Genomic DNA, 15,355 nt, shown 5'->3' with positions numbered 1-15,355 from the left:
TACTCCCTGCGTTTCGCCCGAAGGAGTAGACGAGCATGGCCGACATTCCCGCCAAGACCGAAATCGGCGTTACCACCGGCCCGATCCGCGGCAGCCGCAAGATCCATGTCGGCAAGCACCGCGTGGCGATGCGCGAGATCCATCTCGAGCCGGGCAGCGGCGAGGCGCCGGTGCGCGTCTACGACACCTCGGGCCCGTACACCGATCCGAACGCGCAGATCGACATCATGGCTGGCCTGCCGGCGATCCGCCGCGACTGGATTCTCGGCCGCGGCGATGTCGAGGCCTATGATGCGCGCGAAGTCCGCCCCGAGGACAATGGCCTGAAGGGTCCGGACCGCTCGGCCGGCGTGCCGCAGTTCCCGAACGTGGTGAAGCGCCCCTTGCGCGCCAAGCCGGGCATGAACGTGTCCCAGATGCACTATGCCAAGCGCGGCATCATCACGCCCGAGATGGAATATGTCGCCGAGCGCGAGAATCTCGGCCGCGAGCGGCTGGCCGAATATGTCCGCGACGGACAGGACTGGGGCGCGTCGATCCCCGATTACGTGACGCCTGAATTCGTCCGCGACGAGGTCGCGCGTGGCCGGGCGATCATCCCCAACAACATCAACCACCCGGAAAGCGAGCCGATGGCGATCGGTCGCAACTTCCTGGTCAAGATCAACGCCAATATCGGCAACTCGGCGGTCGCCAGCGACGTGGCGTCGGAAGTCGACAAGATGGTCTGGTCGATCCGCTGGGGCGCGGACACGGTGATGGACCTCTCCACCGGCCGCAACATCCACGACACTCGCGAATGGATCCTGCGCAACTCGCCGGTGCCGATCGGCACGGTGCCGATCTACCAGGCGCTGGAGAAGGTGGGCGGCATCGCCGAGGAGCTCACCTGGGAGATCTTCCGCGACACGCTGATCGAGCAGGCCGAGCAGGGCGTCGACTATTTCACCATCCATGCGGGCGTCCGGCTGCCGTACATTCCGATGACCGCCAAGCGCGTCACCGGCATCGTCAGCCGCGGCGGCTCGATCATGGCCAAGTGGTGCCTCGCGCATCACCGCGAATCCTTCCTCTACGAGCGGTTCGACGAGATCACCGAGATCATGAAGGCCTATGACATCGCCTATTCGCTGGGCGACGGCCTTCGCCCCGGCTCGATCGCCGACGCCAATGACGAGGCGCAGTTCGCCGAGCTCTATACGCTGGGCGAACTGACCAAGCGCGCCTGGGAGCAGGACGTGCAGGTAATGATCGAGGGCCCCGGCCATGTGCCGATGCACAAGATCAAGCAGAACATGGAAAAGCAGCTCGAGGCGTGCGGCGAGGCACCCTTCTACACGCTCGGGCCGCTGACCACCGACATCGCGCCGGGATACGACCACATCACCAGCGGCATCGGCGCGGCGATGATCGGCTGGTACGGCACGGCGATGCTCTGCTACGTCACGCCCAAGGAGCATCTGGGGCTGCCCGACCGCGACGACGTGAAGGTGGGCGTGGTCACCTACAAGCTGGCGGCGCATGCGGCGGACCTCGCCAAGGGCCATCCGGCCGCCAAGGTGCGCGACGACGCGCTCAGCCGCGCGCGCTTCGAGTTCCGCTGGCGGGACCAGTTCAACCTGTCGCTCGATCCGGACACGGCGGAGCAGTATCACGACCAGACGCTGCCGGCGGAAGGCGCCAAGACCGCGCATTTCTGCTCGATGTGCGGGCCGAAATTCTGCTCGATGAAGATCACGCAGGAAGTGCGCGATTTCGCCGCGAAGCAGAACGCATCGGCCGATACCTTCCTGGCGGCGACACCGGCGGCTCCCGCGGAGGCCGAAGCTGGCATGGCGGAGATGAGCAAGGTGTTCCGCGAGACCGGCAGCGAGCTCTATATGGGCGCCGGCGGCCGCGAGCACGATTGAGGACCGAAGCGGGGCGATTCTCAAGTCGCCCCGCGTTCGTTGTCGCACCTGATAGATTGAGCGCGGTTGCGCGATCAATTCGTACCGGACTGGAGCAAATACGAGCGTCCAATCCCATGCCCCGCTCCAGAACGGAGCGGCTCGCGCAACAACATCCTCACCGCTTCGGCTAAAACCGTTTTGTCGTTCAGGCAATAGGTGGAGGGGATTGGCTATGTCGAACTATACGGGTACCTTTTCGGTTCAGAACAATACGGGAAGCACGATTACCAATGTGATCGTTGTTCATACCTGCGCCGACTTCGTGAACACCATCGCTGCAGCGCAACTCGCGAATGGGCAGGCGACTCCGACATCGACCCTGCAGTCGCAGACGGGATCCAATGATCTCTGGAGCGTCTACTACACGTTGGGTTCCACGCTCTATTACCGTGTGGGAAAGCAGTGCAACTATGAGCAGTCGGATTCTCCGCAGAATTGCTCGATTACGCTGACGGTAGGAGAATTCTCCGTAAATACCCCAGTGAGCTCTTCGTGCACGAACAACTACATGGATTCGACGTCACAAGGTTGAGACCGAAGTGCCACCGCTCGCAGCGGTGGCACCATACGTCAATCCAGTGCCGGCAACGCCCAATCGATCGGCTTTTGCCCGATGCTCTCCAGAAACGCGTTCGCCTTGCTGAAATGCCGGCTGCCGAAGAACCCGGAATGCGCCGAGAGCGGGGAGGGGTGCGGCGCCTTGAGCACCAGATGGCGGCCGCCCTTGTCGATCGAGTCGACGAACGCCGCTTTCTTCTGCGCATGGCTGCCCCAGAGCAGGAACACCACGGGCTCCGCCTTCGCGTTGACCAGCCGGATCACCGCATCGGTGAAGCGCTCCCAGCCGCGGCCCTGATGGGCGGCGGCGCGGCCCATCTCCACCGTCAGCACCGCGTTGAGCAGCAGCACGCCTTGCTCCGCCCAATGCTCCAGGAAGCCGTGCTGCGCGCGCGGGATGCCGAGGTCGGTCTCCATCTCCTTGTAGATGTTGACCAGGCTCGGGGGCACGCGCACCCCCGGCTTCACCGAGAAGCACAGGCCGTGTGCCTGGCCTTCGCCATGATAGGGATCCTGCCCGAGGATGACGACGCGCACCTGCTCCAGCGGCGTCAGGTCCAGCGCCCGAAACCAGTCGCTACCGGCCGGAAAAATGCGCTTCCCCGCCGCCTTCTCGGCGCGCAGATAGTCGCGCAACGCGGCCATATAGGGCTGGGCGAATTCCTCCTCGAGCGGGGCCAGCCAGCTCGGGTGCAGCTTGATCGTCGGCATGGCGGCATGCTGTCCGCCGCCGGCGCCGGTGTGTCAATGACCCGCTATTGACAGCGTTGACGCCTGCGATAGCGTGCAGCGTAACGAAAACAAGCAGGAGGGGTGCCATGAAGATTTGGCCGATGGCGGCCGCGTGCTGCCTGTCGATGCTGGCGTCGCCGGCGCTGGCGCAGGCGCAGCAGCAGGGCGACATTTCCAAGCAGATCATCAACGTGCCGACGCCGGAGGCGTTCACCGTCTACGGCCTCAGCGCCAAGCCGGGGGTGGTGAAGGACAAGAACGTGCAGGGCGGGCGGGCGTTGCGGGTGCCGATCCTTACCGCATCGGACCAGCCATGGAGCGTCGGCCTGATCTCGGCGATCACCCAGCCGGTGAAGAAGGGCGACAAGCTGGTGATCGCCGTCTGGGCGCGGGCGGAAAAACTGCCGGAAGGTGCCACCAGCGCCAGGCTCTCGACGATCCAGATCGGCCTTACCAAGGAGCCCTATACCCCCGTGTTCAAGGGCGAGGCCGAGATCGACGGCACGTGGAAGATGGTCCACGTCGTCGGCACCGCGGACCGCGACTATGCACCCGGCGACATCTCCGTATCGCTTCACCTCGCAAGCGCCAAGCAGGTGCTCGATATCGGGCCGATCCTGCTGCTCGACCTCAGCAAGTGAGCCTTGGCCGCCGTCCGCGGCTCAGGCGCGGACGGCGGTGACCAGATAGTTGAGCGCGTCGTGCTCGTTCACTACGAAGCCGCGAGTGGGCGAGAAGGTCAGGCCGCGGCGATCGAATACCTTCAGGCCGGCGTCGATCAGCAGTGCCTCGAGCTCCTCGGGCTTGAGGAAGCGGCTCCAGTCGTGGGTGCCCTTGGGGATGGCGCCGGTGCCCTCGGCGAGCGTGATCATTGCCAGGCGCGAGAGTGGCGTGCGGTTGGGGGTGGAAAGGACCATCAGCCCGCCCTCGGCCAGCGCACCGGCCAGCCCGCGCACGAAGGCGGCGGGATCGCTCACATGCTCGATCACTTCCATCGAGGTGACGAGATCGAAGGTCCGCCCCGACAGATCCTCGATGCCGCCATGGACATAGTCGATCGGCAGCCCGGACAGTTCGGCATGCGCGCGCGCCGCGCCGATATTCTCGGCCGCCGCGTCCACCCCGGTTGTCCGCGCGCCGAGTCGGGCAAGGGGCTCGCACAAGAGGCCGGCGCCGCAGCCTACATCGATCGCAGTTTTGCCGGTCAGCGGCATGAAGTCCGCGGAATCGCCTCCCCAATGCGCATCGATCGCTCGGCGGATATAGCCCAGCCGCGCAGGATTCAGCCTATGAAGCATCGCCGAGGAACCCTTTGGATTCCACCAATCGGCCGCGAGACGACCGAAATGTTCAGCTTCACGGGGGTCAATCGTAGCTATTGTTGCGTTCGGCATCCGTGGCTCCTATCAGGCTCGCCCATCTCTCCCAAGGGCAGGAAACAAGCAACCAGCCATGGCGCGTATCGTAATGAAGTTCGGCGGCACATCGATGGCCGGGATCGAGCGTATCCGCAGCGTCGCCGCCCGCGTCAAACGCGAGTGGGAGGCGGGCAACCAGGTCGCGGTGGTCGTCTCGGCAATGGCGGGCGAGACCGATCGGCTGGTCGGCTTCTGCCGCGAGGCTTCGTCGCTCTACGACCCCAAGGAATATGACGTCGTCGTCTCCGCCGGCGAGCAGATCACCAGCGGGCTGCTGGCGATCGCGCTGCAGGCGATCGGCGTGCCCGCGCGCTCGTGGCTCGGCTGGCAGCTGCCGGTGCAGACCTCTGACGCGTTCGCCAAGGCACGGATCGAGGATATCGGCACCGACGCGCTGCTCGCCAGCATGGGCAAGGGCGAAGTCGCGGTGATCCCCGGCTTCCAGGGCGTGCACGAGGACCGGATCACCACGCTCGGCCGTGGCGGCTCGGATACCTCGGCAGTGGCGGTGGCGGCGGCGGTGAAGGCCGATCGCTGCGACATCTACACCGATGTCGACGGCGTCTACACGACCGACCCGCGCATCGTGCCCCGCGCACGCAAGCTGAAGCGCGTGACCTATGAGGAAATGCTCGAACTCGCCAGCGTCGGCGCCAAGGTGCTCCAGACCCGTTCGGTCGGCCTGGCGATGAAGGAAGGGGTTCGCGTGCAGGTGCTGTCGTCCTTCACGGGCGACGATGCGCCGATGGCAGATACATTGCCCGGGACGATGATCGTGGGCGAAGAGGAGATTCAGGACGTGGAACGCCAGCTCATCACCGGCATCGCGCACGACAAGAACGAAGCCAAGATCACGCTGACCGCGGTGCCGGACAAGCCCGGCGCGGTGGCGTCGATTTTTACGCCGCTTGCCGATGCCAGCATCAACGTGGACATGATCATCCAGAACATCGCGCACCAGAGCGCCGGCAGCGCCAGCGCGACCGACGTGACCTTCACGGTGCCGGCAGCGGACCTTGCCCGTTCGCTGGAGATCCTGGCGCAGCAGAAGGACGCGATCGGCTTCAGCGGCGTCAGCCACGACACGCGCGTGGCAAAGGTGTCGGTGGTCGGCGTCGGCATGCGCAGCCATGCCGGTGTCGCCGCGACGATGTTCCAGACGCTGGGCGCGCGCGGCATCAACATCCAGGCGATCACCACCTCGGAGATCAAGGTCTCGGTGCTGATCGAAGAGGATTACACCGAGCTGGCGGTGCGCGTGCTGCACACCGCTTATGGCCTCGACGCGGACGACGTCGCCGCCTGATCTTGCGCGGGGGCGTAGCCGGTCCGGCTAGGCCCCCGTCGTCACGACGAGGCGCTGCAGGACGACATTGTCGTCGATGCGCCAGACCTTCACGACAAGGGCGCCAGCCGCCACCGCGGGGAAGCGCGCGGTAAGCGTGCGGCCGTTTTCCTCGACCGCCTTGTTCCAGTCGCGCTGGGCCTGGGTCTTGGTGTCGTTGGGGGCGGGGACGAGCGTGTCGGTGAGGATCTGCACCGGACCGTCGTTCACCGACACGCCAATGCGCTGCTGGTTGCGGCCGGTGGTGTCGAGCGTCGGCACCAGCTCCAGTGCGACGGTGAGCGGGCCACCCTTCGGTAGCACCACTGCATAGTCGACATGGACGCCGTCCGCCGCAGCGGTGGCGGGGCGACCCTGCGGGAAGGTCGTCACCGCGCCCTGGGTACGGCCGAGGTGCGGCACGCGCCGCCAGCTTAGCCCCTTGCCGCCGCTGGCCGCTGCGAAGTCCGGCGCCTCGATCAGGATCTGATCGGCGGGGGCGGAAGGCGCGACGAAGACGATCGGCCCCGCCTTGCCGACGACCCGGCGCACCGTCGGCATCACCTGCTGCTTGGGCTCCTGCCAGTTCGTGTAGCCGATATGGGTCTGGGCCATCATCCCGTCCCACTTGCCGCCGTTCAGCGTATGATAGGCGGCGGTGATCTCCGCATCGCGGGCGAAGGCGCGCTCGGCCTGTTCGGCAAAGACGTTGGCGCGGGCATCGCCGGCAGCGGCCAGACGGAGGTTCCAGGCGACGGCGTAATAGAGCCGGTAGACGTTCGCCACGGCGATAATCGGGTGCTCGACCAGCTGGAACCATGCGTCGCGCGCATCGGCGGCGATGCGCGGCTTCACCGCCGCCATGTCGCGCTCCAGCGCCTCCCATTCGGCAATGACACGGCCGAAGTCGCCGCCATCCAGCTTGCCATCGCTGCGCACCGGGCCGAGCGCGAAGCTGTCGGCATCGAGGAGTTCCGGTTTCCGCCGCGCGGCGAGCTGGCCGTAGCGGGTGAGCAGCGCGCCGACCTTCTCGCCCAGCGCCGGCCCGAACGCCGCGCCTGCCCAGCGCGCCGGATAGGCGGTCATCGCCTCCAGCGTCATTGCCTCCGGGTTCCACGCCTGATCGAGGAAGAAGCTCAGCGGATATTCCATCGGCTTGAGGTCGCCGACATTGACGATCCAGATCGTCCGCGCGCCCCGCTGCCAGGCGAGGTCCATCTGCTGCCAGCTCTTCTCGATCTGGTTGGTATTCAGCCACTTGTAGTTGCGCGGCGCGCCCACGTAATCGAAGTGATAGTAGACGCCGTAGCCGCCCTTGCGGTTTAGATCAGCGGTGGCGAGGCGGCGGATCTGGCCCCAGTTATCGTCGGCGAACAGTAGCGTCACGTCGTCCGGCACCCGCATGCCGTGGTCGTAATAATCCTGCACTTCCTTGTAGAGCGCCCACATCTGCGGCGTCGCCTCGGCCGGGCGCTTGGTCACATCGGCCAAAATGCTGCGCTGGTCCGCCACGATCTTCTCGAGCAGCTCGGTCGCGGTGCCCTCCGCCATCGCCTCGTCACCGTCGCCGCGCATGCCGACCGTGACCAGGCAGTCATAGCCCTTGCCGTCGCCCTTCGACATCATCCGCTCGATCCCGCCGCGCCAGAAGCGGCGGAGATTCTCGGCATTGGTCGCATAGTCCCATTTGCCGCCGGTGACGCCCTTGTCGGTATTGCGGTGCCATTCCTCCTGCGCGCGGGTCATCGGCTCGTGGTGCGAGGTGCCCATTACCACGCCCATCGCGTCGGCGAGCACCATGTTCTGCGGATCGTCGTCGTTGAACGCCTTGCCCCACATCGCCGGCCACAGATAATTGCCCTTCAGCCGCAGCAGCAGCTCGAAGACATGGGCGTACATCGCGGCGTTGATCCCGCCGAAATGCTTCTTGGCCCAGCCGCTGAAGGCTGGGTCCTCATCGTTGATGAAGAAGCCGCGATAGCGCACCCGCGGCTGGTCGCGCCGGCTGCCGGGGGCGAGCGTCACGTCGGCGCGGCGGCGGACCGGCACGTCGGCGAACCAGTGCCAGGGCGAAACGCCGATCCGCTGGGAGATGTCATAGGTGCCATAGACGGCGCCGCGCCGATCCGACCCGATGATCACCAGCGCCTGGGGGATACCGGGGGCAGGGTGGTCGAGGACGATCTGGCGATAGGCTTCCCATTCGCCAGCCAGGTCGCGCACGTCGATCCGGCCGTCGCGCACCAGCGCGTCGAGAATCGGCGAGCGGCCGAGCTGGGCGATCAGCACCACCGGCCCCTTGGCGTCCGAAAGTGTCTGGACGCGGCGCGGGGCGGTGCCGCCGACGCGGGCCAGATCCTGCGCGAAGGCGTCGGCGACATGGGCGAGCGCGGGGTCGGCACCCGCCTCGACAAGCAGCGTCGCGGGGACGCCGCCGCGGATCAGCGGGAAGCCGGCGCCCTTGTCCTCCATCAGCCGCAGCGGCTCCGGTGCGGTGCCCGCATGCGCGCTTGCCGTAGCCAGCGCGGCGGCAGCGGCCGAGGCTTGCAACAGCGTGCGGCGATCGACCGCGAGGGTGGGATCAACGGGGGAGGACATCGCAACTCCTGGATTTTCTTATCATTGATAGCGCTATCATGCGCATTTGCGGCATGGCGGGCAAGGACGAAACCGGCACAGCGCGATGCTTGCGGCCCCTTGCAGAGTCCGCCCGCACGGGGCTAGGCGCGCGGGATGATCAGCACCTCTTCGATCGGCGCCGAGCGCCTGGCCCGCCGCATGGCGCGCGGCTGCGAGTTCCTGGGCAGCGAGGTCGCCATTCTAGGCGGCGCGATGTCCTGGGTATCCGAGCGCAATCTCGTCGCCGCCATTTCCAATGGGGGCGGCTTCGGCGTGATCGCGTGCGGCGCGATGAGCCCCGAACTGCTCGATGCCGAGATCGCCGCGACCAAGGCGCTGACGGACAAGCCCTTCGGCGTGAACCTCATCACCATGCACCCGCAGCTGTTCGAGCTGATCGACGTGTGCGGCAAGCACGGCGTCGGCCATGTCGTGCTCGCGGGCGGACTGCCGCCGGCGGGCTCGCTCGATGCGATCAAGGGGCACGGCGCCAAGCTGATCTGCTTCGCGCCGGCGCTGAGCCTAGCCAAGAAGCTGATCCGCTCGGGCGTCGACGCGCTCGTCGTCGAGGGGATGGAAGCCGGCGGGCATATCGGTCCTGTCTCGACCAGCGTGCTCGCGCAGGAGATCCTGCCGGAAGTGGCCGCCCAGGTGCCCGTGTTCGTCGCCGGCGGCATCGGCCGCGGCGAGGCGATCGCCGGCTATCTCGACATGGGCGCGGCGGGCGTCCAGCTCGGCACCCGCTTTGCGGCGGCGACCGAGAGCATCGCGCACCCCAATTTCAAGAAGGCGTTCATCCGCGCCTCCGCCCGCGACGCGATCGCCAGCGTGCAGATCGATCCGCGGCTGCCGGTGATCCCGGTGCGCGCGCTCAAGAATGCCGGCGGCGAGCTGTTTACCGCCAAGCAGCGCGAAGTGGCGCAGGCGCTGGACCAGGGCGGAATCGAAATGGCCGAGGCGCAGCTGCAGATCGAACATTACTGGGCGGGCGCGCTGCGCCGCGCGGTGATCGACGGCGATGTCGAGCATGGCAGCGTGATGGCGGGCCAGTCGGTCGGCATGGTCACCAAGGAAGAGCCGGTCGCCACGATCATCGCAACGCTGATGGCCGAGGCCGCCCACGCGCTGGAGAAGCGCGCGGCGTAAGGGGCCGCGCCTTCCACAAACCCACCGTCATCCCTGCGAAGGCGGGGATTCATTGGCGCTGAACCCGAGGTTCCTGCCCCGAGCGCCCTGGCAAATGGATTCCCGCCTTTGCGGGAAGGACGATGGTTGGTTCGGCGGGCATTCTCTGCCTGCCGCGACGTTCGCGGTGCCGCTTTCCGCGCTTTTGCTGCGCACCCGGCTTGGCGCGGGTGCGCACAATCTGTTAGCGCTGTCGCATGGCCTTGACCGCAGCCGCCTCCGCCCGGGAAATCCTCACCCGCCTTCACGATCTGATGGCGAAACGGCTGCCGGTCCAGTCGAAGCTCAATTCGGTCGTCAACATCATCGGCGAGGCGCTGCACAGCGAGGTCTGCTCGATCTACCTGCTGCGCGAAGGCGTGCTGGAGCTGTTCGCGACCCGAGGCCTCGCCCAGGAGGCGGTGCACGTCACCAGGCTGGGGCTGGGCGAGGGGCTGGTCGGCACGATCGCCGCCCATGTCGAGACGCTCAACCTCGACGAGGCGACCAGCCACCCCAATTTCGTCCATAACCCCGAGACGGGCGAGGACCGCTTCCACAGCTTCGCCGGCGTGCCGATCATCCGGCGCGAGCGGGCGGTGGGCGTGCTCGCTGTCCAGCATGTCGATCCGCGGCGCTATGCCGATATCGAGATCGAGGCGCTGCAGACCGTCGCGATGGTGCTGTCCGAGCTGATCGCCAATGCCGAGCTGATCGATGCGGCCGGCGGCACCTCCACCCGCCTCCAGCCGACCGCGGCGGGCACGATCCGCGGCTTCCGGCTCGTCGAGGGGATGGCGCGCGGCGTCGCGGTGTTCCACCAGCCGCGCATTGTCATCGAACATACCGTCGCCGAGGATACCGAGGCCGAGCGTCACCGCGTCTATGCCGCGTTCGACAAGATGCGCGAGCAGATCGACCGCATGACCAGCCAGGCCGAATTCGGCGTCGGCGGCGAGCATGAGGAGATCCTCGCCACCTACAAGATGTTCGCCTATGACGAGGGCTGGAGCCGCCGCATCAACGAGGCGATCGATTCCGGTCTGACTGCCGAGGCGGCGATCGAGCGCGTCCAGCAGCGCACCCGCCAGCGCATGCGGGAGATCGACGATCCGCTGCTACGCGACCGGATGCACGATCTGGAGGACCTGTCCAACCGGCTGCTGCGCATCGTCTCGGGCCAGCTCGGCACCGCCGCGCAACTGGGGCTGCGGCAGGATTCGATCCTGATCGCGCGCAACCTGGGGCCGGCCGAGCTGCTCGAATATGACCGGCGGCGGCTGAAGGGCGTGGTGCTCGAGGAAGGCTCGCTGACCGCGCACGTCACCATCGTCGCGCGCGCCATGGGCGTGCCGGTGCTCGGCCGCGTCCGCGAGATCCGCCGCGAAGTGGCCGAGGGCGACCTGCTGCTGCTCGACGTGAGCGAGGAAAGCGTGTTCGTCCGGCCCTCGCTGGCGATGGAGGAGGCGTTCGAGGCCAAGCTCGCGCTCAGCCAGAAGCGGCGGGCGGCGTTCGCGCAGCTCAAGAACGTGCCGCCGGTGACCAAGGACGGGCACAGGGTGACGCTGATGGTCAATGCGGGCCTGCGCGACGATGTGTCCGCGCTCGACCTGACCGGCGCCGACGGCATCGGCCTGTTCCGCACCGAATTCCAGTTCCTCGTCTCCGCGACCCTGCCCCAGCGCGAGGCGCAGCGGCGGCTGTACCGCGACGTGCTGGAGACCGCGGGCGACCGGCCGGTGGTGTTCCGCACCGTCGACATCGGTGGCGACAAGGCGCTGCCGTACCTCAATCACGACGAGGATGGCGAGGAAGAGAACCCCGCCATGGGCTGGCGCGCGCTGCGGTTGGCGCTCGACCGCGATGGGCTGATGAAGGCGCAGGCGCGCGCGCTGATCGAGGCGGCGGCGGGACGCACGCTCAACGTGATGTTCCCGATGGTCTCCGAACCCTGGGAGTTCGACGAGGCACGGGCGCTGTTCGAGGCGCAGCATGCCTGGCTTGCCGCGCGCGGGCGCAAGATGCCGACCGAGATTCGCTACGGCGCGATGCTCGAGGTACCGGCGCTGGCCGAGGTGCTCGATCTGCTGCTGCCCAAGCTGCAGTTCCTGTCGATCGGCACCAACGACCTCACCCAGTTCCTGTTCGCCGCCGATCGCGCGCATCCCAAGCTGGCGCTGCGCTACGACTGGCTGAGCCCGGCGATCCTGCGCTTCCTCAAGCGGGTGAGCGACCAGGCGCGCGCGGAAGGTGTGCCGGTGGCGGTGTGTGGCGAAATGGGCGGGCGGCCGCTGGAGGCGCTGGCGCTGATCGGACTCGGCATTGACCGGCTGTCGATCACGCCGGCCGCGGTCGGCCCGATCAAGGCGATGCTGCGCTCGCTCGATCGCGGGGCGGTGATGGCCGCAATGGAGGACATGCTGCGGCACCCCGAGGCACCCTTGCGCGACGTGCTGACCGGCTGGGCTGAAGCGCAGGGCGTCGAACTGGCCTGACCATCCACCGGAATGATTTCCTCCCGGCGTTGACAGCAACACGGCCGGGAGGGCATCCCCTGCAGCATAAGGCGGACGTTCCAGGGTCTAACGCGTTCGCCGGAGGACAGAATGCAAGGCGACATGCCCGAAGAATCCACCCCGTCCACCGTGCGTCCCGGCGAACGCCTGCGCGCCGCACGCGAAGCCATGGGGCTGGATCTCCCCGAGATCGCCGCGCGTACCCGCATTCCGCAGCGCCACCTCGAAGCGATCGAGCAGGGCACCTATTCGGGGCTGCCGTCGATCACCTATGCCAGCGGCTTCGCCAAGGCTTATGCCCGCGCGGTCAACGTTGACGAGGTGTCGATAGCGCACGACGTCCGCGCCGAGCTCGGCCAGATCGAGCGGCCGGCGATCACCCCCGAATATCCGCTGCAGGAGCCGTCGCGCGCAGCCCCCGGCGGAATCGTCTGGTTCGGCGTGATCGTCGCGCTGGTGATCGTCGCCGGCATCGGCATCTGGTATGGCACCGACTGGTTCCGCGGCGGCAGCGCGTCGCAGGGCGACAGCCTGGTCCAGCAGCTCGAACCGACCCCGACCCCCACGGCCGCCGCCTCCGCGCCGACCCCGACGCCGACTGTCCCCGCGGTCGAGCACGTGACCCTCGTCGCGCGCGGGCCGGCCTGGATTCGCATCACCGATGCGACGGGCAAGAAGCTGGCCGAGAAGGAGCTGGCCGCCGGCGAGCGCTACGAGGTGCCCGACGACGCCGATCATCCGCGCATCCGCACCGGCCGTCCGGACCAGCTGCAGGTGCTGCTCAACGGCAGCGAAGTCGCCCCGCTCGGCACCGAGGTGAAGGTGGTCGAGGCGGAGCTGACCTCGGCTGCGCTGCGTGCTCGCGGCCAGCCGGGTGCCACGCCCTCGCCGACGCCGGACGCGACCGCCGCCGCGACGCCGCTGCGCGAACGCCCGGTCCGTCGCCGCAGCACGCCGCGGTCCGAAGGCGCCGATGCGACCGCCGCGCCGGCGACTGCTACGCCGGCGGGTGACACGCCCAACCCCTGAGGGGGTGGCGCAAGCGGGCGCCGCTTGGCTATAGCGGCGCCACGCCTCCGTTCCCCGGGAGGCGCGTAAGGATTGATCGACGATGCGTATTGCTCTCGCAGCGGCACTCGCCTTTGCCGCGTTCGGCTTCAACGGCACCGCCATGGCGCAGGCCCAGGACGGCAATGTCGGCCAGCGCGTCGACAAGCTGGAGCGCGAGATGCGCGCGGTGCAGCGCAAGGTCTTCCCCGGCGGCGCCGGCATGACCGTCGAGCCGCAGATCACCCAGCAGGTCGACAACACGCCCCCGGGCGTGCCGGCGACCACGCCGCTGGCCGACCTGACCGAACGCGTCGCCGCGCTGGAAAGCCAGATCCAGACCATGACGGGTCAGATCGAACAGAACCAGTATCGCATGCGCCAGCTCGAAGAGGCGTTCGGCGCCTACAAGGCCGCCACCGACGCGCGGGTGAAGGCGCTCGAGACCCCGCCGCAGCCTGTCGCCGACGCGATGCCGACCGACGGCGCCGTCGCCGCCTCGGGCGATTCGGCCGCGGCCCCGGCGCAGCCGTCGGGCGACCGCGCTGCCAAGGTCGCGGCGGTGGGCAAACCGAGCACCGGCGATGCGGGCGAGGACCTGTATCTCTACGGCTTCCGCCTGTGGCAGGCCAAGCTCTACCCGGAAGCCGCCAAGGCGCTGGAGCAGTACAAGGCCAAATACCCGACCGGCAAGCGCGCCAGCTTCGCGCGCAACCTGCTCGGCCGCGCCTATCTCGACGACAACAAGCCGAGCCTCGCGGCGGTTGCGCTGTACGAGAACTACACCAAGGACCCGAACGGCGAGCGCGCGCCGGACAGCCTCTATTATCTGGCGCAGGCGCTGGTGAAGCTGAACAAGCCGTCGGGCGAGGTTTGCAAGGTCTATGACGAGCTGAACAAGGTCTATGGCCCCGGCCTCTCGGCCGAAATGCGCGCGGGCGTCGCCAAGGGCCGTGCGGATCAGCGCTGCAAGTGACGCGTCGCTGATCGACGCGATCGCGGGCGCGGATGTTGCCCGCTTTACCGCCGACTGGCGCGCGGTAGCCGGGCGGATGCCCAGCGCCGAGGCACCGGTCGGCGTTGCCGTTTCAGGCGGCACGGACAGCCTGGCGCTGCTGCTGCTCGCCCGCGTCGCCTTCCCCGGGGCCGTCGTCGCCGCCACGGTCGATCACGGCCTGCGCGCGGAATCGGCGGCGGAAGCGGCGTTCGTCGGCACGCTCTGCGCGCGGATCGGCGTGCCCCATGCGGTCCTGCCGCCGCGGTCCGAAATGCTCGCGGGCGGCAATCTCCAGGACCGCGCGCGGGCGATGCGCTATCGCTGTCTCGCCGACTGGGCGACGGCCGCCGGTGCCCCGTGGGTCGCGGTGGCGCACCAGCAGGACGATCTCGCCGAAACCTTCCTCCTCCGCGCCCGGCGCGGGGCGGGGCTGGGCGGCCTCGCCGCGATGCTGCCAAGCCGGCCGCTGCGGACCGGCGCGCCGACAATGCTGATCCGCGCGCTGCTCGGCTGGTCGCGCGCCGAGCTGGCCGCCCTGGTCCACGCCGCCGGCATCGACCCCGTCGAGGACCCGTCCAACCGCCACCCCCGTTTCGACCGTAGCCGGGTCCGGCGCCTGCTTGCCGAAACCCCCGAACTGCCGCCGTCGCGTCTCGCCCTCGCCGCCACCAATCTGCGCGATGCCGAAGCGGCGCTCGACTGGGTGGCCGCGCGCGAATGGGCCGCCCGTGCCGAGGTCGAAGACCGCAAGGTCATGCTCGACCTCGCCGATCTCCCCCGCGACCTCCGTCGCCGTCTCGTCGCCCGTGCGCTCAAAACGGTGGTCGACGCGCCGCCCCCGCGCGGTTCCGGGCTTGACCGGCTGATCGCCGCGGTGGATGCCGGGAAGGTGGCGACCTTGGCCGGAGTCGTGGTGCGACCGGGGCCCCGCTGGCGCTTCGCGCCGGCGCCCCCGCATCGATCACCATGATCGACGTTGTTCCATTGTCATTGACGCCGCCGCGCCTATCTTAGGGCTTGAAAGGTAC

12 protein-coding genes are annotated in these 15,355 nt (G+C 68.0%); 9 read left to right on the top strand and 3 right to left on the bottom strand.

Going from position 1 to position 15,355, the window contains the following annotated elements:
* Positions 1 to 35 precede the first annotated feature (35 nt).
* Positions 36 to 1,910 (top strand): phosphomethylpyrimidine synthase ThiC, encoded by a 1,875-nt coding sequence (thiC, locus tag QZ670_RS14855; RefSeq protein WP_294256744.1) that lies wholly within the window; start codon positions 36 to 38, stop codon positions 1,908 to 1,910.
* Positions 1,911 to 2,124: 214 nt separating this feature from the next.
* Positions 2,125 to 2,484, top strand: a complete 360-nt coding sequence (locus tag QZ670_RS14850; protein ID WP_294256742.1) for a hypothetical protein — start codon at positions 2,125 to 2,127, stop codon at positions 2,482 to 2,484.
* 38 nt (positions 2,485 to 2,522) lie between these two features.
* On the opposite strand, the gene ung is transcribed toward QZ670_RS14850, so the two are convergent.
* Entirely contained in the window at positions 2,523 to 3,221 is a 699-nt protein-coding gene (ung, locus tag QZ670_RS14845; RefSeq protein ID WP_294256740.1) for a uracil-DNA glycosylase, read from the bottom strand.
* A 107-nt stretch (positions 3,222 to 3,328) separates the two neighbouring features.
* On the opposite strand from ung, the gene QZ670_RS14840 reads away from it, so the two are divergent.
* The gene (locus QZ670_RS14840) at positions 3,329 to 3,883 is read left to right on the top strand and encodes a hypothetical protein (RefSeq protein ID WP_294256738.1); all 555 of its coding nucleotides are present in this window, start codon (positions 3,329 to 3,331) and stop codon (positions 3,881 to 3,883) included.
* 21 nt (positions 3,884 to 3,904) lie between these two features.
* Here QZ670_RS14840 and ubiG read toward each other — a convergent pair whose 3' ends face one another.
* Positions 3,905 to 4,636 carry a bifunctional 2-polyprenyl-6-hydroxyphenol methylase/3-demethylubiquinol 3-O-methyltransferase UbiG gene (gene ubiG / locus QZ670_RS14835; protein ID WP_294256736.1) on the bottom strand — a complete coding sequence of 244 codons (732 nt, stop codon included), beginning with the start codon at positions 4,634 to 4,636 and terminating at the stop codon, positions 3,905 to 3,907.
* Positions 4,637 to 4,694: 58 nt separating this feature from the next.
* On the opposite strand from ubiG, the gene QZ670_RS14830 reads away from it, so the two are divergent.
* The gene (locus tag QZ670_RS14830) at positions 4,695 to 5,966 is read left to right on the top strand and encodes an aspartate kinase (protein WP_168847901.1); all 1,272 of its coding nucleotides are present in this window, start codon (positions 4,695 to 4,697) and stop codon (positions 5,964 to 5,966) included.
* 27 nt (positions 5,967 to 5,993) lie between these two features.
* Here QZ670_RS14830 and QZ670_RS14825 read toward each other — a convergent pair whose 3' ends face one another.
* Positions 5,994 to 8,582: a glycosyl hydrolase 115 family protein gene (locus QZ670_RS14825; protein ID WP_294256733.1), complete on the bottom strand. Its 2,589-nt coding sequence runs from the start codon at positions 8,580 to 8,582 to the stop codon at positions 5,994 to 5,996.
* A gap of 135 nt (positions 8,583 to 8,717) precedes the next feature.
* Here QZ670_RS14825 and QZ670_RS14820 point away from each other — a divergent pair, with 135 nt between their 5' ends.
* From QZ670_RS14820 to tilS, 5 genes are all read left to right on the top strand, one after another.
* The gene (locus QZ670_RS14820) at positions 8,718 to 9,749 is read left to right on the top strand and encodes a nitronate monooxygenase (protein WP_294256731.1); all 1,032 of its coding nucleotides are present in this window, start codon (positions 8,718 to 8,720) and stop codon (positions 9,747 to 9,749) included.
* 236 nt (positions 9,750 to 9,985) lie between these two features.
* Positions 9,986 to 12,262, top strand: coding sequence for a phosphoenolpyruvate--protein phosphotransferase (gene ptsP, locus QZ670_RS14815; RefSeq protein WP_294256729.1), 2,277 nt, complete (start codon positions 9,986 to 9,988; stop codon positions 12,260 to 12,262).
* Positions 12,263 to 12,385: 123 nt separating this feature from the next.
* On the top strand, positions 12,386 to 13,312 hold the full coding sequence (locus tag QZ670_RS14810) for a helix-turn-helix domain-containing protein (RefSeq protein WP_294256728.1): 927 nt from the start codon (positions 12,386 to 12,388) through the stop codon (positions 13,310 to 13,312).
* Between the two features lie 82 nt (positions 13,313 to 13,394).
* Positions 13,395 to 14,306, top strand: coding sequence for an outer membrane protein assembly factor BamD (bamD, locus tag QZ670_RS14805; RefSeq protein ID WP_294256726.1), 912 nt, complete (start codon positions 13,395 to 13,397; stop codon positions 14,304 to 14,306).
* Positions 14,284 to 15,297: a tRNA lysidine(34) synthetase TilS gene (gene tilS, locus QZ670_RS14800; RefSeq protein WP_294256724.1), complete on the top strand. Its 1,014-nt coding sequence runs from the start codon at positions 14,284 to 14,286 to the stop codon at positions 15,295 to 15,297. The genes bamD and tilS overlap by 23 nt, the downstream gene beginning before the upstream one ends.
* Positions 15,298 to 15,355: the final 58 nt, after the last annotated feature.

Source organism: uncultured Sphingomonas sp. (genome assembly GCF_913774285.1).
Taxonomy (GTDB): Bacteria; Pseudomonadota; Alphaproteobacteria; order Sphingomonadales; family Sphingomonadaceae; genus Sphingomonas.
This window is presented reverse-complemented; position numbering and strand designations above follow the sequence as displayed.